Origin of the sequence: Rudaea sp. 3F27F6 (genome assembly GCF_005503555.1) — a bacterium.
Classification (GTDB): domain Bacteria; phylum Pseudomonadota; class Gammaproteobacteria; order Xanthomonadales; family Rhodanobacteraceae; genus Rudaea.
The window spans coordinates 1,838,099-1,862,417 of the sequence record NZ_SCNG01000001.1 but is presented as its reverse complement, the minus strand read 5'-3'; the positions used below and the strand labels follow the sequence as shown (position 1 = coordinate 1,862,417).

Annotated in this window: 24 protein-coding genes; 13 read left to right on the top strand and 11 right to left on the bottom strand. The window is 66.0% G+C overall.

What is annotated here, in order from left to right; all coding sequences use genetic code 11:
• Nucleotides 1-29 precede the first annotated feature (29 nt).
• Nucleotides 30-386, top strand: a complete 357-nt coding sequence (locus FFS30_RS07925) for a YciI family protein (protein ID WP_137912506.1) — start codon at nucleotides 30-32, stop codon at nucleotides 384-386.
• Nucleotides 387-496: 110 nt separating this feature from the next.
• A complete protein-coding gene (locus tag FFS30_RS07920) occupies nucleotides 497-2,320 on the top strand; it encodes a DUF885 domain-containing protein (protein ID WP_137912505.1) in 1,824 nt (607 codons plus the stop codon).
• 75 nt (nucleotides 2,321-2,395) lie between these two features.
• On the opposite strand, the gene FFS30_RS07915 is transcribed toward FFS30_RS07920, so the two are convergent.
• The 4 genes from FFS30_RS07915 to FFS30_RS07900 form a co-directional block, all read right to left on the bottom strand.
• On the bottom strand, nucleotides 2,396-3,073 hold the full coding sequence (locus tag FFS30_RS07915; protein WP_137912504.1) for a YecA family protein: 678 nt from the start codon (nucleotides 3,071-3,073) through the stop codon (nucleotides 2,396-2,398).
• Nucleotides 3,074-3,133: 60 nt separating this feature from the next.
• Entirely contained in the window at nucleotides 3,134-3,901 is a 768-nt protein-coding gene (gene xth, locus FFS30_RS07910; protein ID WP_137912503.1) for an exodeoxyribonuclease III, read from the bottom strand.
• A gap of 142 nt (nucleotides 3,902-4,043) precedes the next feature.
• Complete coding sequence (locus tag FFS30_RS07905; RefSeq protein WP_137912502.1) at nucleotides 4,044-4,967, bottom strand: glycosyltransferase; 924 nt, start codon at nucleotides 4,965-4,967, stop codon at nucleotides 4,044-4,046.
• A 98-nt stretch (nucleotides 4,968-5,065) separates the two neighbouring features.
• Nucleotides 5,066-7,108 (bottom strand): M3 family metallopeptidase, encoded by a 2,043-nt coding sequence (locus FFS30_RS07900; protein ID WP_137912501.1) that lies wholly within the window; start codon nucleotides 7,106-7,108, stop codon nucleotides 5,066-5,068.
• Between the two features lie 210 nt (nucleotides 7,109-7,318).
• Here FFS30_RS07900 and FFS30_RS07895 point away from each other — a divergent pair, with 210 nt between their 5' ends.
• Entirely contained in the window at nucleotides 7,319-9,091 is a 1,773-nt protein-coding gene (locus FFS30_RS07895) for a patatin-like phospholipase family protein (protein ID WP_137912500.1), read from the top strand.
• Nucleotides 9,092-9,107: 16 nt separating this feature from the next.
• On the opposite strand, the gene FFS30_RS07890 is transcribed toward FFS30_RS07895, so the two are convergent.
• Entirely contained in the window at nucleotides 9,108-11,291 is a 2,184-nt protein-coding gene (locus FFS30_RS07890; protein ID WP_137912499.1) for a serine/threonine-protein kinase, read from the bottom strand.
• A gap of 192 nt (nucleotides 11,292-11,483) precedes the next feature.
• Between FFS30_RS07890 and FFS30_RS07885 the strand changes: the two genes are divergently transcribed.
• The gene (locus tag FFS30_RS07885) at nucleotides 11,484-12,977 is read left to right on the top strand and encodes a hypothetical protein (RefSeq protein WP_137912498.1); all 1,494 of its coding nucleotides are present in this window, start codon (nucleotides 11,484-11,486) and stop codon (nucleotides 12,975-12,977) included.
• Here FFS30_RS07885 and FFS30_RS07880 read toward each other — a convergent pair whose 3' ends face one another.
• Both FFS30_RS07880 and FFS30_RS07875 read right to left on the bottom strand, forming a co-directional pair.
• A complete protein-coding gene (locus FFS30_RS07880) occupies nucleotides 12,978-13,454 on the bottom strand; it encodes a GNAT family N-acetyltransferase (RefSeq protein ID WP_249352252.1) in 477 nt (158 codons plus the stop codon).
• Between the two features lie 30 nt (nucleotides 13,455-13,484).
• On the bottom strand, nucleotides 13,485-14,510 hold the full coding sequence (locus tag FFS30_RS07875; protein ID WP_249352250.1) for a pteridine-dependent deoxygenase: 1,026 nt from the start codon (nucleotides 14,508-14,510) through the stop codon (nucleotides 13,485-13,487).
• Nucleotides 14,511-14,721: 211 nt separating this feature from the next.
• On the opposite strand from FFS30_RS07875, the gene FFS30_RS07870 reads away from it, so the two are divergent.
• From FFS30_RS07870 to FFS30_RS07840, 7 genes are all read left to right on the top strand, one after another.
• Nucleotides 14,722-14,991, top strand: coding sequence for a phosphopantetheine-binding protein (locus FFS30_RS07870; protein ID WP_137912496.1), 270 nt, complete (start codon nucleotides 14,722-14,724; stop codon nucleotides 14,989-14,991).
• Nucleotides 14,992-14,993: 2 nt separating this feature from the next.
• Entirely contained in the window at nucleotides 14,994-15,614 is a 621-nt protein-coding gene (locus tag FFS30_RS07865) for a hypothetical protein (protein ID WP_137912495.1), read from the top strand.
• 112 nt (nucleotides 15,615-15,726) lie between these two features.
• The gene (locus tag FFS30_RS07860; protein ID WP_137912636.1) at nucleotides 15,727-16,014 is read left to right on the top strand and encodes a hydroxymyristoyl-ACP dehydratase; all 288 of its coding nucleotides are present in this window, start codon (nucleotides 15,727-15,729) and stop codon (nucleotides 16,012-16,014) included.
• Complete coding sequence (locus FFS30_RS07855) at nucleotides 16,011-16,964, top strand: acyltransferase (protein ID WP_137912494.1); 954 nt, start codon at nucleotides 16,011-16,013, stop codon at nucleotides 16,962-16,964. The genes FFS30_RS07860 and FFS30_RS07855 overlap by 4 nt, the downstream gene beginning before the upstream one ends.
• Entirely contained in the window at nucleotides 16,915-17,553 is a 639-nt protein-coding gene (locus FFS30_RS07850) for a LolA-related protein (RefSeq protein ID WP_137912493.1), read from the top strand. The genes FFS30_RS07855 and FFS30_RS07850 overlap by 50 nt, the downstream gene beginning before the upstream one ends.
• Before the next feature lie 10 nt (nucleotides 17,554-17,563).
• Nucleotides 17,564-19,924, top strand: a complete 2,361-nt coding sequence (locus FFS30_RS07845) for a xanthomonadin transporter (protein ID WP_137912492.1) — start codon at nucleotides 17,564-17,566, stop codon at nucleotides 19,922-19,924.
• A gap of 103 nt (nucleotides 19,925-20,027) precedes the next feature.
• The gene (locus tag FFS30_RS07840; RefSeq protein ID WP_137912491.1) at nucleotides 20,028-20,459 is read left to right on the top strand and encodes a phosphotransferase; all 432 of its coding nucleotides are present in this window, start codon (nucleotides 20,028-20,030) and stop codon (nucleotides 20,457-20,459) included.
• A 32-nt stretch (nucleotides 20,460-20,491) separates the two neighbouring features.
• Here the strand turns inward: FFS30_RS07840 and FFS30_RS07835 are convergent, their stop codons facing one another.
• The 4 genes from FFS30_RS07835 to FFS30_RS07820 all read right to left on the bottom strand — a co-directional run bounded on the left by FFS30_RS07835 (nucleotide 20,492) and on the right by FFS30_RS07820 (nucleotide 22,650).
• A complete protein-coding gene (locus FFS30_RS07835) occupies nucleotides 20,492-20,890 on the bottom strand; it encodes a hypothetical protein (RefSeq protein ID WP_249352248.1) in 399 nt (132 codons plus the stop codon).
• A 68-nt stretch (nucleotides 20,891-20,958) separates the two neighbouring features.
• On the bottom strand, nucleotides 20,959-21,330 hold the full coding sequence (locus tag FFS30_RS07830) for a hypothetical protein (RefSeq protein WP_137912490.1): 372 nt from the start codon (nucleotides 21,328-21,330) through the stop codon (nucleotides 20,959-20,961).
• Nucleotides 21,327-21,827: a sigma-70 family RNA polymerase sigma factor gene (locus FFS30_RS07825; RefSeq protein WP_137912489.1), complete on the bottom strand. Its 501-nt coding sequence runs from the start codon at nucleotides 21,825-21,827 to the stop codon at nucleotides 21,327-21,329. The genes FFS30_RS07830 and FFS30_RS07825 overlap by 4 nt, the downstream gene beginning before the upstream one ends.
• A gap of 13 nt (nucleotides 21,828-21,840) precedes the next feature.
• Nucleotides 21,841-22,650 carry a hypothetical protein gene (locus FFS30_RS07820; RefSeq protein ID WP_137912488.1) on the bottom strand — a complete coding sequence of 270 codons (810 nt, stop codon included), beginning with the start codon at nucleotides 22,648-22,650 and terminating at the stop codon, nucleotides 21,841-21,843.
• Nucleotides 22,651-22,761: 111 nt separating this feature from the next.
• Between FFS30_RS07820 and fabG the strand changes: the two genes are divergently transcribed.
• A complete protein-coding gene (fabG, locus tag FFS30_RS07815; protein WP_137912487.1) occupies nucleotides 22,762-23,493 on the top strand; it encodes a 3-oxoacyl-ACP reductase FabG in 732 nt (243 codons plus the stop codon).
• A 152-nt stretch (nucleotides 23,494-23,645) separates the two neighbouring features.
• The gene (locus FFS30_RS07810) at nucleotides 23,646-24,176 is read left to right on the top strand and encodes a c-type cytochrome (protein ID WP_137912486.1); all 531 of its coding nucleotides are present in this window, start codon (nucleotides 23,646-23,648) and stop codon (nucleotides 24,174-24,176) included.
• Nucleotides 24,177-24,319: the final 143 nt, after the last annotated feature.

The window sequence follows — 24,319 nt, the reverse complement described above, 5'->3', positions numbered from 1 at the left end:
ACCTCGCTTTTCAAATTGCGGAGAGGAAAATGAGTTATCTGATGCTGATCATGGAACGCGCCGACCGGCGTAAGGGCCGCCCGCCCGAGCAGGCGGCGATGGAATGGGAACGCATGGTTTCCTATGCCGGCAGCCTCAACGAGCGCGGCGTGCTCGAAGCCGCGCAGTCGCTGAAGAGCGTCGCGCACGGCACGCGCATCGAGAAGCGCAACGGCAAAACGAACGTCGTCGATGGCCCGTTCGCCGAGGCCAAGGAAATCGTCGGCGGTTTCTACTATCTGAAGAACGTCGATCGCGACGAGGCGCTTGCGATTGCGGCGAACTGCCCGGCCGCGGAATGGTGCAGCATCGAACTGCGCGAAGTGGGGCCGTGTTCGAGCGAGTGACGCCTGCACCGGCTCTGCATTCCTGCCGCTGATTTAAGCAAAAGGCTTCGCCTGCTGCGAAGCCTAGAAACACGACATCGCGTGCCCCAATCTGACCTGAGGAGAATTCCATGCGTCGCCTGTTGTTGACCAGCGCCATCGCGCTCGCCTGCGTTTCGGTGGCTGCCGTTTCCGCGAAAGACCCCGCGCCAGCGGCGAAGCCCGCCGCTGCCACGGCCGTGCGGCCGGCACCGGAGTGGGTCAAGCGCAGCAACGAGCTGGCCCAGCCCTTGTTGAAGGCGCAGGCTGATTTCGCGCCGGAATTCGCCTCGTTCTTCGGCCTGCCCGGCTATGACGACCGCGTCGCCGATCTCGGCCCCGACACCGAAGCGCGCCAGCGCGCAGCGCTGCGCGGTGCGAAGGACGCGCTGCAGAAGGATCTGAAGACCGAAGAGAACGCGAACGTCCGCCAGGACATCGACATCATGCTCGTCGCCGCCGACCGGCAGATCGAAGGCAGCGAACTCAACGAACGTTTGCTGCTGCCGTTCACCGACGTGGGCCAGCTCGTCTTCCAGGGCGAGCAGGCGCTGCTGCAGGACCAGACCGATCCGGCGCGCCGCACCAAGGCACTCGATCGCCTGCAGCGCTATGTCGGCTTGACGCCTGGCAGTACGGCGATCGCCACGCTCGCGCGCCAGCGCTACGAGGAAAAACTCAAGAACCCCGCCCTGCTGAAACCGACCAAGCTCGAAGTCGAGCAGGCGCTGCGCAATGCCGACACCTATGCGGCCGGCATTCGCAAACTGTTCGACAAGTACAAGATCGACGGAGGCGACGCCGCGCTCGCGGCGATGGACCAGCAGTTTCGCGACTACGCCGACTGGATGCGCAAGGACGTGCTGCCGGTCGCGCGCGCCGACACACGCCTGCCGCCCGAGCTGTATGCGTTCAAGCTCAAGCAGGTCGGCATCGACATCGCCCCCGAACTGCTGATCCAGCGCGCGCGCCTGGAATTCATGGAAACGCGCAATGCGATGCAGCAGATCGCGCCGCTCGTTGCCAAGGCAAAAGGCATTCAGGCGACCGACTATCGCGCGGTGATCCACGAGCTGAAGAAGAAGCAGCTCGGCAAGGATTCGATCGAAGGCTATTACCGCAACACGGTCATGCCGGAACTCGAGAAGCAGATCGCCGCGAACAAAGTCGTCGATCTGCCGCAGCGGCCGATGGTCATGCGCCTCGCTTCCGACGCCGAATCCGCCGCGCAGCCGGCGCCGCACTTCCTGCCGGCGCCGCTGATCGGCAATACCGGCCAGCAGGGCCAGTTCGTACTGCCGCTCGGCAATCCGGCGTCGAGCGGCAAGGACGGCAAGGGCGCCGCCTACGACGACTTCACCTACGAAGCCGGCGGCTGGACTCTCGCCGCACACGAAGGCCGCCCTGGCCACGAGCTGCAGTTCACCGCGATGGTCGAGCGCGGCATCTCGCTCGCGCGCACGCTGTTCGCGTTCAACAGCGTCAACGTCGAAGGCTGGGCGCTCTACGCCGAGGCCGAGATGGTGCCGTACGAGCCGCTCGACGGTCAGCTCATCGCGCTGCAGCTGCGTCTGTTGCGCGCGGCGCGCGCGATGCTCGACCCGATGCTCAACCTCGGCCAGATCGACCGTGAACGCGCGGGCCAGGTGCTGACCGACGACGTCGTACTGTCCGAGCCGATGGCACGCCAGGAACTCGATCGCTACACGTTCAACATGCCCGGCCAGGCAGGCAGCTACTTCTACGGCTACAGCCGGATCATGGAACTGCGCATGGAAACCGAACTCGCGCTCGGCAAACAGTTCGACCGCCGCGCTTATAACAACTTCCTGCTCGACCAGGGTCTGCTTCCGCCCGACCAGCTTGCGAAGGCGGTGCGCGAGCAATTTATTCCGGCGCAGCGCAAGGCGAAGTAAGGCGCGGTCTCGACGATACCGCTACGTTCGTGCCGAGCGTGATTCGCTCGGCACGAGCCGCACGCGGTCATCGATTCAGTGCAGCCAGCGCCCGCCGCGCTTGCGTCTCGGTTCGTTGTCGGACGAGGTGCGGTGCGGCGAGCCGGCGAGTTCTTCGGGCGTCAGCGGCGCGTCGACCCAATAGTGCGCGACCGCGTTGACTGCGCCTGGCAATTGCGCAAGACAGTCGTCGTATTCCTGTTCGGACAGTGGCGCGAAATCGGCATCGGTGGCGAACACGCCTTCCTCGACCGCAAGCGCCATGATCGGCCCGAGCAGTTCGGTCAGATGCGAGTCGGCGCCGAGGCGCGATTCCCACAGCCGCGCGCGCAGATCGACGCCGCGCGAGAACCCCTCGCACCAGCCGAGCGCCGACAAGGCGGAGTCGCCGTCGTCGAGTTCGATCTCGCCGAGGATCGGTTCGTAGTTGTCGGCTTCGACTTCGAGCTCGACGCTCTCGGACAGGCGCGCGAGCAGTTCGAGTACGCGCTTGCCCTCTTCTTCGTCGGCGAACGGCTCGTGCAGCACTTCCGGCAGCCATTCGTCCGGCGCGACCTTTTCGGGGCCGATGCCGATCGCGGTCAACAAACCGTGTACGCCATCGAGCAGAAGGTGGTCCTCGCCGGCGTGCGCGCGCAGGTATTGATCGAGTTCCTCGAGTTCCTGATCGTCGAGCTCGGCGGGCCAATCGGCTTGATGCAAGGAATCTGTCATAGGCGGATTTTAGCACCTCGGGTGCATACGACCGTCCGCGCGTCGCCGAAGCGGCGCCGGTCAGCTCTCCAGTTCGAGCAGCACCGGTGTGTGATCGGAGGGCCGTTCCCAGGTGCGCGGCACGCGGTCGATGCTGGCCGTGCGGCAGCGTGCACGCAGTGCCTCGCTCGCGAGAACCAGATCGATGCGCATGCCGAGATTGCGGCGGAAGCCGGCCTGGCGGTAGTCCCACCACGAGTAGTGCCCGGCCTCGTCGTTGAACAGGCGGAACGTGTCGTGCAAACCGAGGTCGACGATCGCCTTGAGCGCATCGCGCTCGGGCGTCGAGCACAGAATCTGCTCCTTCCACGCAACCGGATCGTAGATGTCGCGGTCGTCCGGGGTGATGTTGAAATCGCCGAGCACGACGAGGTTCGGATAGCGCTTGATCTCCTCGGCGAGAAACGCGTGCACCTTGGCGAGCCAGTCGAGCTTGTAGGCGTACTTTTCCGTGCCGACATCCTGGCCGTTGACAACGTAGAGATCGGCGATGCGTAGCTCGCCGACTGTCGCGATCAGAATGCGCCGCTGCGGATCGTCGAGCCCCGGGATGTCGGTGATCACGTCGCGCGGTTCCTCGCGCGCGAGGATGGCGACGCCGTTGTAGGTCTTCTGCCCCGAGAATGCGACGCGGTAGCCGAGCGCGTCGATCGCCTCGCGCGGAAACTTGGAATCTTCCGTCTTCGTTTCCTGCAGCGCGACGATGTCGGGCTGCGCTTCGTTGAGCCACGTCGTCAGATGCGGCATGCGCACGTTGAGCGAATTGACGTTCCAGCTCGCGATTTTCATGGGTCGCTTTCGTCGGACGAAGAGGGAGCAACTTTGCCACGGATCGGCGCGGATGAACACGGACAAGGCGGAAACGCGACAACCATGTTGCGCCCGGCGGCTTTTGTCCGATCAGGCCCTCACCGCAAAATTCAGATTGCGATCAAGCCTCGCCCGCGGCGACCGCCTTTTCCCACTGGGCCAGGCCGTGTTCGGCGGAAATGCGCGCGGCGAGAAGCGCCTCGTTCGGCAGCGTGCCGAAATAGAACGGCCGCCGCGGCACGCGTGCGAAGGACTTGCCGCGGATGCGCTGATACTCTTCGTGGAATTCCTTCCACGGATGCGCAGCCTTGGTTGCGTTGCTCGCGACGCCGCCGTGGAACTGATGAAAGCTGCCTTCGCCGAGCAGCATCACGTAATCGCCCTTTTCGCGCGAAACGGCGCGCTGGAAAAAATCGAGTGCGACGAGGCCGCCGCCGCGCGCGACGAAGCGTTCATCGAAGCCGCCGAGGGCAAGGTAGTTCTGCTTGCCGATCGCGAAGCAACCGGATTCGAACGCACAACCGAACCAACCCATGCCCGGATCGGCGAACGAGCCAGCGATCGTGTACAAGCGATAGCCGTTCTCGCGCCAACCGCAACGTGTAAGCAAACGATCCTCCACTTGCTGGTTGTAGCCTTCCTTCACTGACTCGTTCTGTTGCTTCGGCCCGAGGTGAAATGAGACGCCGGCGACGAACGGTGACTCGAATTGCTCGAAGACGCGGCTAGCGCGTGTGTAAATCCCGGGTGAGAGGATATGTGCGCCGTCGATGACGACGAGCAGATGCTCGCCGCGCGCCTCGCGGCAGGCCGCGTTGATCGCGGCGGCCGGCGACACCGACTTCGTTTCGACGTAGCGATAGCGAAATTCAGGCCCGAACGCGCGCACGTCGGCTTCGTCGAGCGGCAGGCTCGAACCGTGATCGATCGCGATCACTTCGAATTCGATATCTTGCGCGCTGCGCTGATAGCCGCGCGTCATCGAATGCAAGGTATTCATCGCCTCACGGCGATTGTTGTAGAAGTTAACGACGATCGAGAGCATAAGCAAAGAATTTCAGCACCGATTACACGGACGAATATGGATAGATCAAAACCCTTTTTATCTTTATCCGTGTAATCGGTGGCTAAAAAAGCTCTTCTTCAAGCCGCCAAACCGTAGCTGCGCAGCAAGGCATCGGGTTCCGGCTCGCGCCCACGGAACTCGACGAACGATTCCAGCGCCGGCCGCGAGCCGCCGACCGCGAACACGCTGCGGCGAAAGGCATCGCCCGCGGCGCGGTCGAACAAGCCGGCTTCCTCGAAGCGCGAGAACGCGTCGGCGGAAAGCAGCTCGGCCCAGAGATAACTGTAGTAACCCGCCGCATAGCCGCCGGCGAAGATGTGACCGAACGCATGCGGCATGCGTTGCCACGCGGGCGGCAGGATGACGGCGACTTCCTCGCGCACTTCGCGCAGCAGTTCCATCACACGCGCGCCACGCGTGGGATCGAATTCGAGATGCAGGCGGAAATCGAACAAGCCGAATTCGAGCTGACGCACGAGGAACAAGCCTGCGTGATAGTGGCGCGCAGCGAGCATGCGCTGGAACAGTGCCTCGGGCAGCGCCTCGCCGGTCTTCCAATGGCGCGCGAACAACGCGAGCGCTTCGCGCTGCCAGGCGAAATTCTCCATGAACTGGCTCGGCAGCTCGACCGCGTCCCATTCGACGCCGTCGATGCCGGCGACGCTCGGCAGATCGACTTCGGTCAGCATGTGATGCAGGCCGTGCCCGGTTTCGTGGAACAGCGTGACCACGTCGTCGTGGGTCAGCAGCGACGGCGTGTCCTTGGTCGGCGGGGCGAAGTTGCAGGTCAGGTACGCGATCGGCGGATGCGTTTCGCTGCCGTCCTTGTAGCGCGAGCGACAGGTGTCCATCCAGGCGCCGCCGCGCTTGCCCGAGCGCGCATAGAGATCGAAGTAGGCTCCGGCGATGACTTTGCCGTTCGCATCGAGCACATCGTAGTAGCGCACATCGGGGTGCCAGACCTCGACACCGTCGCGCGCGGCGAAGCGCACACCGAACACGCGCTCGACGATCGCGAACAGGCCGTCGATCGCCGCTGCTGCCGGGAAATAAGGCTTCAATTCTTCTTCGCTCAGCGCGTACTTTTTAACGCGCAGCTTTTCCGCCGCGTAGGCGACGTCCCACGGTTGCAGATCGGCGATGCCGAGTTCGTCGCGCGCGAAGTCGCGCAGCTCGGCGAGTTCGCGCTGCGCGACCGGCTTGGCGCGGGAGGCGAGATCGCGCAGGAAGGCGAGCACGCGCTCGGGCGTGCCGGCCATTTTGGTCGCGAGCGAATCCTCGGCGGCGTTCTTGAATCCGATCAACTGCGCACCTTCGTGACGCAGGGCCATGATTTCTTCGATGCGCCGCGAGTTATCGAACTTGCCCGCGGCCGGGCCCTCGTCGGACGCGCGCGTCTGGTAAGCCGCGTAAGTGCGTTCGCGTAGGCCGCGATCGTCCGCGTAGGTCAGCACGGCGGTGACGCTCGGTTGTTTGAGCGTCACGAGCCAGCCGTCCTGCTCGGCCTCTTCGGCATACTGCTTGAGCAGCGCGCGCTCGGCTTCGGGCAGGCCGGCCAATTGCGCCTCGCCGATTTTCTCCGACCATGCTTCGGTCGCGTCGAGCACGGCGTTCTCGAACTCGTTCGACAGCTTCGACAGCTGGTTCGCGATTTCCTTGAAGCGTGAGCGCGCGGGTTCTTCGAGCGCGACGCCGGACATGCGGAAGTCGCGCAGCGCATGTTCGACAAGGGTGCGTGCGGGACGCGGCAGTTCGGCGAAATCAGCGCGCTCGGCGACCACCTTCACTGCGGCGTAGAGTTCGCGGTTCTGGCCGAGTTCGCTGGCGAAATCGGTGATCTTTTCGAGCGCGGCCGAATAGGCTTCGCGCAGCGCCGGCGAGTCGGCAACGGCGTGCAGGTGCGACACCGGCGACCAAGCGCGTTCCAGGCGCACTTCGAGCGCCTCCTGCGGCAGCATCGTGTTGGCGAAGGTGCGCGACGCCGATTCGGCGGTCAGCGCATCGATCTGCTTCTGGTAGTCGGCGAGCACGGCGTCGACCGCGGGTCCGACGTGTTCGGGTTTGATCGCGGCGAATGCGGGCAGTGCGGTGTCGGCGAGCAGGGGATTGGTTTGGGTCATGGCTACGAAATCGGGAAACAGAAAGGCGGAATGTTGTTGCCGGTCTCATTCCTGCGGCTCTCGACGGCCGCGGGCGGGTCGAGCGGAAATCCAGTGCTTCTCGGAGAGGAAGCTGGATTCCGGCGTTCGCCGGAACGAGGGGCTATGCGAATACTCAACTTGATGCGTCGCCGCAGGAAAATCAAGCGGTCGCAGCGCTAGCATGAACATATGAACGCTTCCGACCCCGCAACGCCCATCGCCGACCTGCGCGCGTTCCTGCGCGGCATCGATCTGTTCGCCCCACTCGACGCGGCCGGGATCGACGAACTTGCCGCCGAACTAGAACCGCGCGCGCTTCCGGGCGGTGCGGTGCTGTTCGACGAAGGCGATCCGGCCGACGCGCTGTACGTCGTGCGCACGGGTGGCCTCGCCGCGTACCGGCGCGAATCGGGCGCAAGCCTGCTCCTGCTCGGCATGGTCGGCGTCGGCGAAGTCGCCGGCGAAATCAGCCTGATCGCGCAGATACCGCGCCGCTCGCTGCTGCGCGCGTTGCGTGACAGCGTCGTGCTGCGCCTGTCGGCGGAGGCGTTCCACCGCCTTGTCGCGAAATACCCGCAGGCGATGCTGCACACGGTCGGCGTGACCGCGCGGCATCTGCTCGACCGCCCCGGCAACGCGCGCTACTCGCCGCCGCGCACCTTCGCGATCCTGCCGCATGACGCCGGCGTTGACGCGCAGGGCTTCGTGCGCAGCCTCGCCACCGTACTGTCGAGCTACGGCTCCTGCGCGCTGATCGACGCCGCGACGGCGCAGGGGCGCGATGCGGCGTGGCTGCACTCGGTCGAACTCGCGCATCGTTATGTGTTGCTGCTCGGCGACGCCAACGACGCCGGTTGGCGTGAACGCTGTGCGCGCCAGGCCGATGCGTTCCTGCTGCCGGTCAACGCGGCGGACGAGGCGAGCGCTTGGCCTGAAGTCGCCTACATCAATGCCGAGCGCAGCGCCCTGCGCACGCGTCATCTGGTTCTGCTGCACCAGGGCGACGTCGGCCTCGGCCGCGCGGCGGCCTGGCTCGCGCAGGTGCGCGGCGCGCGCCATCACCACGTGCGCGGCGACCGAGCCGCGGCCGACATCGAACGCATCGCGCGCCTCCTTATCGGGCGCAGCATGGGCCTCGTGCTCTCGGGCGGCGGCGCGCGCGGCTTCGCCCAGATCGGCGTCGTGCATGCACTGCGCGAGTCCGGTCAGCAGATCGACTACGTCGGGGGCACTTCGATCGGCGCGATCATCGGCGCCGGCGTCGCCGCCGACTGGAGCGGCGAGGAAATGTTCTACAACTACCGCCGCGCCTTCGTCGACGGCCGGCCGCTGCGCGACTACACATTCCCGTTCGTGTCGCTGACCCGCGGCCGTCGCGTCGCGCGTCTGCTGCGCGAGGCGTTCGGCGAGCGTGACTTGAGCGATCTGGTCCTGCCGTTCTACGCAGTCACCGCGAACCTGACCGTGGGCGCCGCGCAGATTCATCGTGCCGGCCCGCTCTGGCTCTGGCTGCGCGCGGCGAGTGCGATCCCGGGCGTGCTGCCACCGGTGTTCCATCGCGGTGAAGTTTTCGTCGACGGCGCGGTGATCAACAATCTGCCGGTCGATCCGATGCGCGAGCACGGCATCGGCGACGTCATCGGCATCGATATCGGCGCCGACGACGTGCTGCGCGCGCAGGTCGAGGAATTCGCCCTGCCGTCGGCGTTTCGCCTCGCCTTGCAGCGCCTGCGCGGACGCCGGCTGCGGCCCGGCATCGTCAACATCCTGCTGCGCGCGGGCATGGTCAATTCAGAAGCGGCGAGCACGGCGCGCCGCGCCGAAACCAGTCTTCTACTGGCGCCGCCGGTGCAGAACGTCGGCCTGCTCGATTGGCACAAATACGAACAGGCGATTGCCGCCGGCTACCGCTATGCGCGCGAGGTGCTCGGGCGCGGCGCCAAGCCGCGCGGCCTGCCTTGAAACTGTTCTGTGTGCGTCAGCCGCGGCCGCGGCCGGCGCGGTATTCGACCAGAGTGCTTTCGACCTGCGGTGCGATCTCCTCGACCGCCTCCTCACCCTGTTGCTTGGCCGACAGGCCCGTGTAGATCACGTTCTGCGTCCAGCCCGCACCGAGTTTGTGCCGGCCCTGCACGGCGTAGGTCGTCACATTGAGTTGTGCGGTCGTCGCGTCCACGTTCATGCCGTAGGCCGGCAGGTTCTGCGCACCGGTCGGGCGGGCGTGGACGATGACCACGGCATCAATGCGGCCGTTGCGTGCGAGGAAGTCGAGCAACGCGAGCACGTCCACGCGCTGCCCGGACAGATAGCGGCCGGCGCCGGGCATCATGTCCGCATCGGCCAGGCGGTAGCCGCGGCGCGCGAGCACCTGTTCGATCGCGCGGCCGGCGGGCTCGGAGACCGCGATATCGCCGCCCGAAAGCACGGCGACCGTCGGCACGTGCGGCTTCGGCGGCGCGACCGGCGCAGGCGGTGGTACGGCCTTGGCGATCTGCGCGGTAGGCGGCGTCGGCACGGCGGGGACGGGTACTGGCGGCGGAGATGGCGCGGCCGTTTCGGGCTGGGCGGCTGCGGTGCTGCCGACCGTAGCCGTGGCGCTGGAGCCGGTGGGGCCGGTCGCCGTCAATTCGGCAACGGTCGCGCCGCCGGTCGATGCGCTTGCAGCGGCGCTGGAAGCGACCGCGGCGCCGGTGGCAGGGTCGGCCGTGGCCGTCGCTGTTCCGGCCGGCGCTGTCGCCGTGGCGGCACTCGACGTGGAAGGCGCCGCGGCTGTCGCAGCCGTAGTGTCCGCAGGCGGCGGCGATGAGGCTGCGGCGGGCGGCGGATTCGAGGTCGCGACGCTGGCCGCCGCCGCTGGGGCCGATGCCGCGGTGGCCGAGGTCGAGGCCGAAGTGGTCGTTGCGGACGTGGTCGTCGTCGCCGCGGTCTGCGTCGGCGCACTTGCCGAGACCGAGCCGAGTAGGTTCGCCGGCAGCCATTGCTTCATGAAGCCGAGTTGGTCGCGATAGGCGAACGCGCCGCCGGCCAGGCCGAGCAACAGCACGGCCGCGATCGCAAGCGGCACCATCGGCGAGGTCGATTTCTTCGACGCCGCGGCCTGGCGTTCGAGCAGGGACTGATGCGCGCCGTTGGCCGCCGCCGTCGCGGCGACGATCGTCGGCAGCGTGCTCTGCGGGCGCGGCGGCGTGATCGTGCTTGCCGGCGCCGGCGTGCTGCGCGGCAGGGGCCGCGGCGTCGGCGTCGTGTTCGGCAACGCGTTCTGGCCGGAAATCGGCGTCTTCATGCCGATCACGGTTGCCGCGGCGGGCGAGGGTTCGGTGCGCAACTGCAGGGTTGCGCCGTTGGCGAGCAGCGGATGGCGGGCGAGGTCGGCGGCGAGATCCTGGCAGCTCTGATAGCGGTCGGCCGGTTCCTTGGCGATCATGCGCGAGAGGATGCGCGCGAGCTCCGCATCGACGTCGGCATTGAGCGAACACACGTCCGGAATCTCGGCCTTGACCACTTCGAGCATGAGGCCGAGCGGCGACTCGTCGGTGAACGGCATGCGTCCGGCGAGCATCTCGAACAGCACGATGCCGAGCGAGAAAATGTCCGAGCGCTGATCGACCAGTTTGCCGAGGCAGACTTCGGGCGAGAGATAGCCCGGCGTGCCGACGAACTCGCCGGTCGAGGTCAGTTTCTTCGACAGGTCCGCGCTCGACAGGGCGATGCCGAAGTCGGCGATCTTCACGTTGCCGCGGCTGTCGATCATGATGTTGCCGGGCTTGATGTCGCGGTGGATCACGCCGCGGTCGTGCGCAGTGGCGAGGCCGAGCGCGGTCTGGTAGACGATCTTCGCCGCCTGCTCGGGCTTCAGCCGCGTCTCGCGCTTGAGCACCGAACTGAGCGATTCGCCGTCGACGAATTCCATGACGAAGTAGGTCTGGCCTTCGTCTTCGCCGATGAAATAAATCTGGATGATGTGCGGATCGTTGAGCGCGGCCATGCTGCGCGCTTCGCGCAGGAAACGCTCCTTGATCGCCGGATCGTGGGCAAGCGAATCGGCCAGCACCTTGATCGCGACGTAGCGGTGGAGTTGCGATTCGTAGCCCTTGTAGACCACGCCCATGCCGCCACGGCCGAGTTCGGCGACGAGATCGTAATGCCCCAGTTGCTGCTTCATGACGCTCTCCACGGCGCACGGCGCCTGTCTGAACGGGAAAAAGTCTAGCACCGCACATTCGGCCAGTCCGCGTTGCGATTGGCGGGAACAACCGTGCAGAATCGACGCCGCATCTGCGAAACGCCTCACATTTCTTGCCACCGCGTGCAACGATTGTCGGCGTCACAATGCGACCCTAGACTTCCGGCCCCTATGCGCCCTGCCGATCCGTTCGACTCCGCCTCCGCACCCGCCGCCAAACCGCGGGGCCCGACACCACGCTGGCTATGGGTCGCGCTTGCTTTCTGTTTTCTCGTCGGAGTCTGGCGTATCGGCGCGCTTTATCTGCACGAGCCGCTGATCGCACTCGCCAACAGTTACGACGAAGTGCGCTACAGCGCCTGCTTCGATCTCTACCCTGACCGGCGCGAATCGATCCAGCCCGCGCAGAACAGCCCTGAAGCGCCGTACTCGCGCTACAAGTTCGTCGCCGCCGCGAATCCGATCTGCTACTGGTCGACCGAACTGCTGTTCCAGGGTGCGGCTGCCGCGGTCTACCGCATCGACGCTGCGGCCACGGGCGCGCAGGCGTTCCCGGTGCGCTGGGTCGGCGCGTTCAAGATCGGTGCCCTGCTCGTGCTGTGGGCCGGCTTCAACTGGGCCTGGATCCGCCGCGGCGAGCCGTGGTCGGCGCTGAGCAACGGTCTGCTGCTGCCGTTTCTGTTCACCGATCCGGCGAATACGATTTATCTCAACACCTTCTATGCCGAGTGGACCGCCCTGCTCGCGCTGTATGCCGTCGCCGGGCTGATCCTGATCCACGAGGGCAAGCCCGCTCGCGGTCATGCTTTCGGCCTGCTCGTGCTCGCCGCCTCTGCGCTCGCGGTCAGCAAGATCCAGCACATCGTGCTGCCGCTCGGCATCGCCGTGGCGATGCTCGCGATCGGGCGCTGGCGCGACCGCGTCTGGCTGTGGAAAGGCAAGGCGCTGCTGATCGGCGCACTCGCCGGGCTCGTCGTCCAGGTCGTGCAGTTGCAGCGCGACAGCGATGCGATCCGCGCGATCAATGTGTTCAACCAGGCTGACGTGGTCTTCACCGCGCTGCTGCCGAACTCGCGCGATCCGGCAGCGACCGCGGAGTTTCTCGGGCTGTCGCCGCAATGCCTGCAGTACAAGGGCCTGCGCGCCTGGCAGATGCCCGGTTTCCCGGCCGATCTCTGCCCCGAGCTGACCAAGGTATCGCGCGGACGCGAGCTGATGGCCCTGGTGCGCGAGCCCGACATGGCGCTGCGTGTCGGCGTCGCCGGTTTCACCGCTCTGCATCCGTGGGTGGCGCCGGGGCTCGGCGTCGTCGAGGGCGGCCACTTCGCTCCACTGCCCGACTCGTTCTTCTCCTTGAGCGACGTGTTCGCCGAGCAGGCCGCCTTGCGCGTGCTGTTGTTCGGCGCGCCGTTCGCGGCGCTCGTCGTGCTGCTTTGGCGCCAGCGGTGGCGCGCGTGGCCGCGCCTGCTGACGGTCACCGTGCTGACCATCGTGGTGACGCTCGGCACGTTGACCGTGACCGTGCTCGGCGACGGCCTCGCCGACGTGCCCAAGCAGGGCCATTTGGTCTACAACGCGGCCCTGGTCTGGTGGATCAGCGCACTCGTCACCGCCACGCGCATGCTGTTTCCGCGCACGCGCCGGCGCGCACGGGCGGCGGCGTAGTCAGGAAACGCGGTCGCCGCGTTTCCATTCGAGTACGAACACCGAGGCTTTGAACGCTTCGTTGCCGGGCAGCCGGCCTTCGACGCGCTCCACGATCTTGAAGCCCAAGTTGAGATACAGGCCGAGAGCGGCCTCGTTGCCGACAAGTACTTCGACCGCCATCGCGCCGCGCGACCGGTACATGACTTCTTGTGCCAGTCGCCGGCCGATACCGCGCCGGTAACGATCGGGGCGAACGTACAACCACGCGAGTTCGTCGTCGTTGTAGGCGACGAAGCCTTGGACTCCGTCTTCATCCTCGGCAACGAGCACCGTGTAATCGAACAGGCCCTCGTTTGCGGAAGTCTGCTCCAGAGTCAGATACGCCGCGCCGAGCCCGGCCGCATCGAGTTCATGCTTGCGCGCCGCATCGTGTATCCGGCACAGCGCCGACCAGTCGTCGGCGCGATAGGCGCGGACGTGCAAATTAGAGTCCATGCCAGCCGAAGCGCGTGCGCCGGCGCACGCTCAGGCGCCTTGAATGCCGTCGATCTCGACGAGCAGTTCACTGCGGCAGATATCGCCCAGCAGGAACAAGGTCGGTGTTTGCGCGGGCAGTTTTTCGCCGAGCAGACGGCGTGCCGCATCGAGGTCTTCGGCACGGCGCACATAGGCCTTGAGCGCAGCGCCGGCATCGAGACGCGCGGCCGCGGCGACCTGCGCCGCGGCGAGTACGCTGTCGATGTTGGCGAGCGTCTCGTCGAGCTGCTTGGCGAAATCGTCGTGATGGTGCGAAACGTGGCCGACGATCGCGGCGGTGCCGGAAATGTAGACCTGCACTTGCTGCGTCGGTGCGCGCATCGCACGGGCGAACGTCGGCGCCTTGATGCCGTACTGGCGTGGGTAGCGCCAAGCGCTGACCTGGCGCGGGTTCTCGAACGCCGTGCCGGGCGTTCGTGCGGCGAGCCAGTAGATCTGCAGCACGCGGCGGCCGTCGCGCACGCCGATGCCGGTCGCCGCGGGATAGTCGTCGGCGAAACCCTGCGCGGCCAATCCCGCGGCACGGCCGACGCAGAAACGCCGATAGCGTTCCGCATCGCCCGCACCGAGATTGATCGCGTCGAGATAATTCCAGATGCGCAAGGTATGCGGCTTGGCGCTCGCCGCGATCGCATCGACCAGGCAGCGATAGGCGAACTCGGCCGCGCCTTCGACGTCGCCGTGCGCGGACTCGTCGACTTCGATCGCGCCGTAGGCATAGTCGTCGCCCTCGGCCCAGGCGATGCCGTCGCGGCGTTCCGCGCGCACCGGACCGCGCACGCGCCAGACTTCGAACGGCGCTTCGCCGTCCGCGGGTTCGAGGTTCACGCGCAGATAGCGTGGATCGGCATGCGCGGCCGGTGCGTGCGTGCCGAAGCCGAACACGGCGAGCACGTCGGCGCCGGCCAGGATCGCGTCGAGTGGCGTGGATTCGTAGGCGACGCGCAGCGGCGGCAGCTCGGCGGCGTGCGCATGCGGCGTGGCGGCGGGGATATGAGGCGTTGCGATGGACAAGGAAATCGGCGCCGCTGCGGCGGCATCAGGTTTGAGATCGCGCAATGATACACTGCGCCGCCTTCGCCGCCGTGCGCTCTCGGCGAGGCCGGGGGCGTCGAAAAATCCGTAACGAACCAAGGCATTTCGTGCGCCGCGGGTGCGCCCGATTCAGGGGGCGCGAGCGGAGCGGGCGCAATAAGTTTTGAACAGGTTCTGAGCCAAAGCCCTTATGCACCAGCAAACTCCCGCCGAACACGAACTCGCCAGCCTGATCGTTTCGAGCCTCAACCTCGAACACATCAAGGCCGACGATTTCGTGCCCGACGCGCCGCTGTTCGGCGCCGAGACCGGTCTTGATTCGATCGATGCGCTCGAGCTCGCGCTCGCCGTGTCCAAGCGCTACGGTTTCCAACTGCGTTCGGACAATGCAGACAACAAGCGCATCTTCTCCAGCCTGCGCGCGCTGTCGCAGCACATTGAAACCCACAAAGTGAGTTGAACGTGCGCATCCTGGTCTGGCTCGCCATCCTTGCGCTGGCGCTGCTCGGACGCTGGGAGCACAGCGATGCGATCACCGCGGCGATCGTGCCGGTCGCGCTGCTTTTCCTCGTCTTCATGTCGCCGCGCGCCCTGCGCGGGGCGATCGCCGCGATCGCTGCCGCCGAAGCCATAGCATGGTTGTTCGGCGGCATCGGCTTGATGATCGATATCCTGCCGGCAGCGATCGCCGCCTTCGTCGGCTGGCTGTTCGCGCGCAGCCTCGTGCCGCCGCGCACGCCGCTGATAGCGCGCGCGATCGCGGCGATCGATGGCCCGGCGCATTTGCGCGATCCCGCAGTCGTGCGTTACGCCGAACGCCTGACGCGGCTCTGGGTCTGGCTCCAGTTCGCCCTCGCTGCGCTGTGCCTGCTTTGCGTCGCGGCCGAGACTTGGGGGCCTTCATGGTTCGTCTTGCCGTCAGCACGCACCTTCGGGATGACCGTCCTGCCGCTCGCGGTCGCCGCCCTGTTCTTCGGCGAATTCTTCCTGCGTTCGCGCCTGCTGCCGCAGGCGCCGCGGCACACGCTGCCGGCTTTCCTCGCCGCGCTGGCTCGTGTCTGGTCCGACCTGATCGAAAATTGACCCGCCTTTCCGGCATGACCTTCGTTTGCGCGGCGAAGCGACATGGGAGATGTGCCGCGTTCGCGTCGCCGGCGTGTCGCGGCATTGCGGGTATTATCGGCGCATGAATCCGATGCGCTTCCAGATCGACGCCGACCATCCCGCGCTGCCCGGCCATTTTCCGGGGCGGCCCGTGGTGCCGGGCGTGGTCCTGCTCGACCGCGTCGCCGCCGCGATCGAAACGCAATTCGGCGCGCGCATCTCGGCGTTGCCGCAGGTGAAATTCCTCGCGCCGCTGTTGCCGGGCCAAGAGGCAGAACTGCGGCTCGAAGAAAAAGACAAAAAGATACATTTCCACATTTCTTGCGGCGCGGCACCCGTGGCGAGCGGCGTGGCCGAACTCACCGAGGCCGGCGCGTGAGCGCGCAGTGGCGCGAGCGCCGCGAGGCCGGCGGCCGCGTTGCGATCTGGCTGATCCGCGCCGCTGGTCTTTTCGGCGGCCGCGCTTTCGCGCGCGTCTGGCTCTATCCGATCACCCTGTACTTCTACTTCCGTCGTACGCACGAACGCCGCGACTCGCGCGCATTCCTGAGCCTGGCGCTCGACCGGCCCGCGCGTGCACTGGACGTACTCAAACACATCCACTGCTATGCGGCGACGATTCTCGACCGCGCCTTCCTGCTCAACGACGCCAGCCTCGACCGCTTCGACGTGCGCATCCACGGCCTCGACCGGCTCGAAGCCGAGATAGCGCCCGGCCGCGGCGTGCTGCTGCTCGGCGCGCACTTCGGCAGCTTCGAGGTCTTGCGCACGCTGACCGCGCGCCGGCCCGACCTGCAACTGCGCGTGATCATGGACCTGAAGCAGACGCGTGCGCTCAACGAACTGCTGCATGCGCTCAATCCGGCGATCGCGGCGAACGTGATCGACGCCGGCGTCGATCCGGGCGCGCTCGCCTTGTCGCTGCACGAGGCCGCGCGCCAGGGCGCGTTGATCGGCCTGCTTGCCGACCGTTCGCGCGCGCATGAAGCGACAGCAGCGGCCGAGTTTTTCGGTCGCGCCGCGCAGTTTCCGACCGCGGCGTACCAGATCGCCTCGATGCTCGAACTGCCGATCGTGCTCGCCTTCGGCGTCTATCGCGGCGGCAACCGCTACGACCTGCATTTCGAAACCTTCGCGCAGGAAATCCGCATTCCGCGCCAGGGCCGTGCCGCCGCTCTGCAGGCGTGGGCGCAATGTTTCGCTGCGCGGCTCGAACACTACGTGCGGCAATACCCTTACAACTGGTGCAATTTCTATGATTTCTGGGATCGTTCTGTTGATGAGCAGCGCACTCGCAATGCAGCCGTCTCCTTCGGAGGCGTCCCTTGAGGCGGGTCCTTCATCGGAGATAACAGAGTTGGTCGCTAGCTTGAAGGTACCGGTACCTTCGGCGACGCCTTATGTAGAAGCGCGCTTCTCGAAAATGCTGAAAAAGCCGATGCAGCTGCGAGGAGAGTTGCGCTACGAAGGATTCGGCACGCTCGGGAAACGTGTTGAAGCCCCGTATCAGGAAATTACCACCATCGCGAACGGAACAGTTGAGGTAAAGCGCGAAGGTCGTAGTCCTCAACAATTTTCGCTAAGCCGATCGCCTGAACTCAGTGCGCTGATAGTTGGCATTTCCGGGATTCTGGGTGGAGACGCAACGGAGCTTTATCGACACTTCGCTATTGTGAAGTCAGGGGGCACGGCTTCGTGGCGATTGATACTGCGACCACGCTCACCTCAACTGGCTAAGCAATTGGAAGATCTGATAGTGGACGGAGGAAATGCCGGAATTCATTGCATCACGATGCGCGAAGCCGACGGCGATTCGAGCGTGATGCGATTAGGTGCTTTCGCCAATTTTCAGATTCCTAGCACCGCCCCGGCAAAAGAGCTCGAGAAACTTTGCCAGCCGTCTCTGCCTTTGTATTGATACCTTTCCAATGTGGTTGCGGCGTATTTTTCTTGTCACAGGATGGCTGGTTGGCCTTGCGTTGTTGGCGTTTGTACTCGCACGCAATCTAGTCGTCACGAGCGACCTGCGCGCCTTTATGCCGCCGCCGCGCAACGCCGACCAGAAACTGCTGCTCGAACAGATCGGCGAGGGGCCCGCGTCGCGACTGCTGCTGCTCGAAGTCGCACCGGAGCAGGCCACTTTCGAGCAGACCGCCGAGCTGAGCCGCGGTCTCGTCCAGGCGCTGCACGGCGATGCGCATTTCACCCGCGTCATGAACGGCGAGGGCAATCTAGCCGAACTCGATCCCGCGTTGCTGCCGTATCGATATCTGCTCTCGCCGACACTCGATACGCATCGCTTCGATGCAGATTTCCTGCGCGACGAACTGCAGCAGCGCATCGAAGACCTCGCTTCACCCGCGGCCGGCATGCTCAAGCCGTGGCTCGCGCGCGATCCGACTTTGGAAACACTCAAGCTCGCACAGCGCTGGACGCCGGCGAAGGCGCCGGTCTTGCGCGACGGCGTCTGGGCGGCGCCCGACGGCGGCGCCCTGCTGCTCGTTGAAACCGCCGCGCCGGCTTTCGATCCCGCCGCACAGGGTGAAGTCGTCGAAACGCTACGCGCCAAGTTCCGCGCGCTGCCGGGCAGCGAAAACGCGAACCTGGAGATCAGCGGTCCCGGCTACTTCAGCGTGCTCGTCAACGCGAACACGCGCCGCGAAGCCGAATGGCTCAGCGGTATCGGCACGGCCGCGTTCGCCCTGCTGCTGCTCGTCGCCTATCGCCACCCGGGCGCGCTGCTCAGCGCCGCGCTGCCGATCGCGAGCGGCGCGCTCGCCGGCATCGCTGCAACGACCTGGGTGTTCGGGCCGGTCCACGGCATCACTCTTGCGTTCGGTTTCACCCTGCTCGGCGTGGCCCAGGAGTATCCGCTGCGTCTGCTGAGCCATCGTCGCGCGGGCGTCGGTGCGCGCGAAAGCCTGCTCGGCGTCTGGCCACTGTTGCGCCTGGCGATCGCTTCGGCCTGCATCGCCTATCTCGCCTTCTTCGCCTCGGGCGTCAGCGGACTGCAGCAGCTTGCCATGTTCACGATCGCGGGTTTGATCGTTGCCGGCTTCGCCACGCGCAGCCTACTGCCCGCGGTGCTGCCTGTGCGTTTCCGCGATGTCGCCGAGTCGCCGTGGCTGGAGCGGCTGCGCGTCCGTCTCGATGCCGTGCCGCGTCTGCGCCTCGTTTCTTCAGGGGCTTTACCGTGGGCCTTGCTCGCACTCGCTTGCGTCGCTCTTGTCCTTGCGCCGAAGCCGTTCTGGCAGAACGATCTCGCCGCGCTGACGCCGGTGCCGGCCAAGCTGTTGCAGCGCGAAGGCGAGCTGCGCTCGGCGCTCGGCGCGCCCGACGTGCGCTATCTGCTCGTGCTCGAAGCGAACGACGCGGACGGCGTGCTCGCTCTGTCGGAGCGAATTTCTCCGCAAGTGGAAAAATGGATTGCGGGCAAACTCGTCGACGACGTCGAACTGCCGAGCCGCTACCTGCCGAGCGTGGCGACGCAAGCGGCGCGCCAAGCCGAGTTGCCCGACCGTGCAACCCTGCAGGCCACGCTCGATGCCGCCGCGGCCGATACCGAGTTCCAGGCCGAGCTATTCGCGCCGTTCGTCGACGACGTTGAGAAAGCACGCGGCTTGCCGCCGCTGACGCCGAAAGCGTTCGCCGCGACGCCGCTCGGCGCTCGGCTCGACGCGATGCTCGCCGCGCGCGGCGGCCGTGCGCTTGGCCTCGGCACGCTGAGCGGTGTGCACGATCCGGTCGCCCTGGCCGATGCGGTCGCGCAGCTCGGAAACGGCGTGCGTCTGATCGACCTGAAAGCCGCATCCGAATCGCTTGTCGCCGACTATCGGGCGCGCATCGGTATCGCCTTGCTCGTCGCCCTCGTGCTGCTTGCGGTCACGGTCGCCGTCGCGTTCCGCGATCTCGTCCGTGCCTGGCATGTGATCGCGCCGATGTCGCTCGCGACCCTGCTCGTGCTCGCCGTACTGCGCGCCGGAGGCGTATCGCTGTCGCTGTTCCATCTCGTCGCGCTGACGCTCGCGGCAGGACTCGGCTTGCACTATGCGTTGTTCTTCGAGCGCCGCGTCGACGATGCGGCGGAAGCGCGCCGCACCCTGCACGCGACCTTGATCTGCGTGATCTCGGCAGTGCTCGTGTTCGGCCTGCTCGCCACGTCGCAGGTGCCGGTGCTGCGCGCGATCGGCCTGACCGTCGCGCTCGGCGTTGCGTTCCACTTTTGCCTGTCGACGATCATGGCGAGAAATTCGCAGGGGTGTTCGTTGGACACGCAGAAACGCGGATGAACACGGATAAGAGCCAAGGTGAAAGCCGAAATTTATTTGCTTTATCCGTGTCGATCCCTGTTCATCCGTGTCAAAACAGTTCTTTCAATTGCCTCGATTCGCGATGCTGACAAAAGCTCAATGGGAAAACCTGATCCCGCATCGCGGTGCGATGAGCCTGCTCGACGCGGTGCTGGCCTGGGACGAAGACCGCATTCATATGTCCGCGGTCTCGCATGCGCTGGCCGACAACCCGCTGCGCAGCGGCGGCATGTTGCGCGCCGTGCATCTGTGCGAGTACGGCGCGCAGGCGATGGCCGTGCACGGCGGTTTGGTCGCACAGCGCGAAGGTCGCATCGCGGCGCCCGGTTTCCTCGTCGCCCTGCGCGCCGTTCGCCTGCATGCCGCGCGCATCGACGATCTGCCCGGAGCCCTCGACGTGCGTGCACTCAAGCTGCTCGAAAGCGGCGCAAGCTGGCAGTACGAATTCCGCGTCGAACACCAAGGCCGCTTGCTGGCTGAAGGCCGCGCAGCGGTGATGGCGTCGTCGTCGTAGGGCGCCACGATCTGCCTTCGAGGCGCGGTGTATCAGGCGCGGTCGAGGCGACCCATGCGCGCGGCTGCAAGCCGGCCGAGATAGTGGCGCAACAGGATCGCCGCGCCGATGCAGAACGGAATCAGCGCAAGCTGTCGTCCCGTGATGCCGTGCCAGACCACGGTTTCGTCGAATTCATAGAACTCGGCGGCCATCCACCAGGCGTTCGCGCTGATCCAGAACACGACGGCGAGATTGTGCGCGAGATCTTCCTTGATGTGCCGCGCACGCCAGGTAATGAAGATCGCCGCGCCGAGCGTCGGCACGATCATGATCATGCCGAGCGTGCGCCACATCAGGCACCAACTGATGTCCTTGATCAGCCAGAACACGATGTGCAGATTTTCGGTGCGGCGATGCGCAAGGGGGACGGAATACATCGGTGTGGACATGGGCATCCTGGGCGGTGGCACGCGGGCGAGCGCGCATGATGCCCTAATGCCCGCGCGGAGTGCGCCGACTAGGGCCGGGCCGGTTCCGCCGCGGCCGGCGGCAACTGTGCTACCCAGTACATGCGCACGTTCGGATTGGCGCTCGGAATTTCCACGGCAGCGCCGTTGTCGACGCGGATGCCTGCGTCCTCGGCGGCGGGGCTGAGCGCGGCTTCGAGCGCGCTGCGCAGACGATGTTGCGGAGAATTGCGCTGTATCTGCAGCGCAAGGCCGAAGACAGCGACCACCGCGGCCATCGCGCCAACGCCGATCAGGGCGAAGCGCGGCTGCAGGCGCAGCGAACGTGCGCGCGAGGATTCGATCGCATCGACCAGCCGTGTCAGTCCGCCCGCGGGCGGGTCGAGCGTTTCGCGCCAGTCGTCTGCGCGGATGTCGTTCATCGTGTTTCCTCGTTCAGTTGCGCGCGCAGCCGCGCGAGCGCCTGATGTTTGCGCGAGCCGACCGTGCCTGTGGGGATGCCGAGCACTTCGGCGATCTCGGCGACGCCGAGGCCGCCGAATTCGGACAGCAGTAACACCTGGCGCATCGCGCGCGGCAGGGTCGCCAGCGCCGCGCGCAGGCGCTGGTCGCTCTGCCACCGCTCGGTGGTTTCGAGGGGACCGTCATCCGCGGCGGTCGCGCCCTCGTCAGGCTCGGCGAAACGCCACAGGCCGCGCCAGCGCAGCCGATTGCGCGCGAGGTTGAGCGCGGTCGTCCAGACGAGCTTGTCCAGCCGCGTTGCATCGACGCGGGCGCGCTTTTCCCAGACGCGCATAAACGCATCGTGGATAGTGTCCTGGCATTCCTGCGGTTGCCAGAGCCAGCGGTAGAGCACGTTGTAGAGCGGCTTTTCCATACGCCGGTAGCAGGCGTAAAGCGCATCCTCGCTGAGCGCCATGAATGCTCTCGAATCAAGGCGTCGGGTTTATTGCGTCCACGCGGATTAAGGACAGGTGTATGGCGCGCGATCCCGCTGAAGGATTCGCCACGTTGACTGGTACGAAGTTCTGGGCCAGAACGAGAATCTGCCCGAGGCGAACTAACGTCGTCGTCGTTCCACCGATATTGACATACTGTGTTGCGCCCGCCCCGCCGGAACTCGTGTAGTACGGAATCTGTTCGCCGGAAGTAATCCTCAGCATCAACCCCTCCGGTCTATTGTTGAGTTCGTAGTTGAGCTGGCTGAGGGTCGGATTGCCACTTACGCCGAGGTTGGACGGGTAACTGCGTTCGACTTTCTCTCCAAGGCTCGATACCCCATTGATATGATTGACCGCAACGAAGTGCACGTCGCCGAGCTGTTTGCGTAATTCGGCGAAGGCGGGCGTGAGCTCTTTCAGCGAAGGATCGTCCTGGCCGGCGCCGGCCAGGGCATCCACGCTCCAGTAGTCGAGCCGCATCTGCTGCGCCGGTGCGACTTCCGCTTTGGTTTTCGCCGCCGGTTTGATCGACTTCAAGGTCTGCGCAATGCTGTCCTGCAGGTTGGCCGGCGCGAGTACCACGATCTGGCCCGGCGCAGGGCTGCTCGCGCGGCCCGTGCCCTTGTCGCCGGTGCCGAGTACGTTGAACAGGGTTTTGACGATGGCGTCGGTGTCTTCCGGCGGCACTTGATAGACGCGCATTTCAAGGCGAATGCTGCCATCGGCGGTGCCGGGCTTGTCGCCGCTGCAGCCGGCGAGCAGGGCTGAGCTCAAAGCGATGGCGAAGATCAGTCGTTTCATGGGTGGTCCTTTGTGGCGGAGAGCAGGTTGCTTCGAACCCAGGTACACGCGACCGCGCGATTTTTTCATTTTGCGCCACAATAGCCGCGTATCTCAGTCACAGAGCCCTTCATGACGACTACGACACGCCGCGCGCTCGTCACCGGCGCGAGCGGCGATATCGGTGCGGCGATCTGCGCGGCTCTGGCCGACGCGGGTTGCTTCGTCTATGCCCAGGCGCACGCCAACCCGGCGCGCGCGCAGGCCACGGTCGATGCGATCCGAGCGAACGGCGGCGCAGGCGAAGTCGTCGTGTTCGACGTCACCGACGCGGCCGCGGCGCGCGCCGCGATCGATGGCCTGCTCGCGGCGGGATCGATCGGCATCCTCGTGCACAATGCCGGCATCCATGACGACGCGCCGCTGGCCGGCATGAGCGACGCGCAGTGGCATCGCGTGATCGACGTGTCGCTGCACGGCTTCTTTCATGTGACACAACCGTTACTGTTGCCGATGGCGCGTGCGCGCTTCGGCCGCATCGTCGCGGTGTCGTCGGTCGCCGCGCAGCTCGGCAATCGCGGCCAAGCCAATTACGCGGCGGCGAAATCGGCGCTGCACGGCGCGGCCAAGTCGCTCGCTCGCGAAATGGCCTCGCGCGGCGTCGCGGTCAACGTGGTCGCGCCCGGCGTGATCGCGGGGCGCATGGCCGAGGCGACGTTCGGCGAGGAGCAGATCAAGCAGCTCGTGCCGGCCGCGCGCGCGGGTAGGCCCGAGGAAGTCGCCGCACTGATCGCCTTCCTGTGCTCCGATGCGGCCGGCTACGTCAACGGGCAGGTGATCGGCGTCAACGGCGCGATGGCCTAGGGCCTGTTGTCCCATGTAGGCAGCCTGCGCTCGCGGGCGACGCCTTCCGCGCGCCGGGACTCGCCGTTATACTTTGCGGCCTTGCGCGTGGCCCGCGCCACGCAAATCGATCCCTCCGGCCCGTGGCGGCCGGTTTTTACAGGTGCTGACCCGTGACCAATCCCGTAACCGACGCCGACCGGACCTTCCTCAAGCATTTCTCGATGGTGATCGGCTTTCTCGTGCTGGTCATGTTCGCCCTGATCATCCTGGCGATGTACCTGTATTCGAAGAATCCGCCGCCGACCAACCCGGCGCACACCGAAGAAGTGCAGCAGCGCATCGCGCCCGTCGGCGGTGTCTATGCGGGCGACACCGGCAAGGCCGCACTCGCGGCGGCGCAGGAAGCGGCGGCCAAGGCCGCGGCTGCGCAGGTTGCCTACGGCGGCACGACTGACGGCAAGACGATTTTCGGCAACCTCTGCCACACCTGCCATGAAAACGCCGCGACCGGCGCGCCCGTGCTGACCGACAAGGCCGCCTGGAAAGACCGCGTCGCCGAAGGCGAAGAGGTGCTGGTCAAGCATGCGATCGAGGGCTTCACCGGCAAGAAGGGTGTGATGCCCGCGCGCGGCGGCAATCCGTCGCTGAACGACGCGCAGGTCAAGGCCACCGTCGAGTGGATGCTGACCCAGGTCAAGTGACCCGTGTTTGCGCGATGCGTTGAAGCGCATCGCGCGCGAACCGCCGGTCGCGCAACGATGCCGGGCGGCGGATGCTTCGGCAACGAAGCTCGATTAGTCACTCTCCCATTGCCCACCGTTGCCGCCGCGGCGACGGTTGCCGC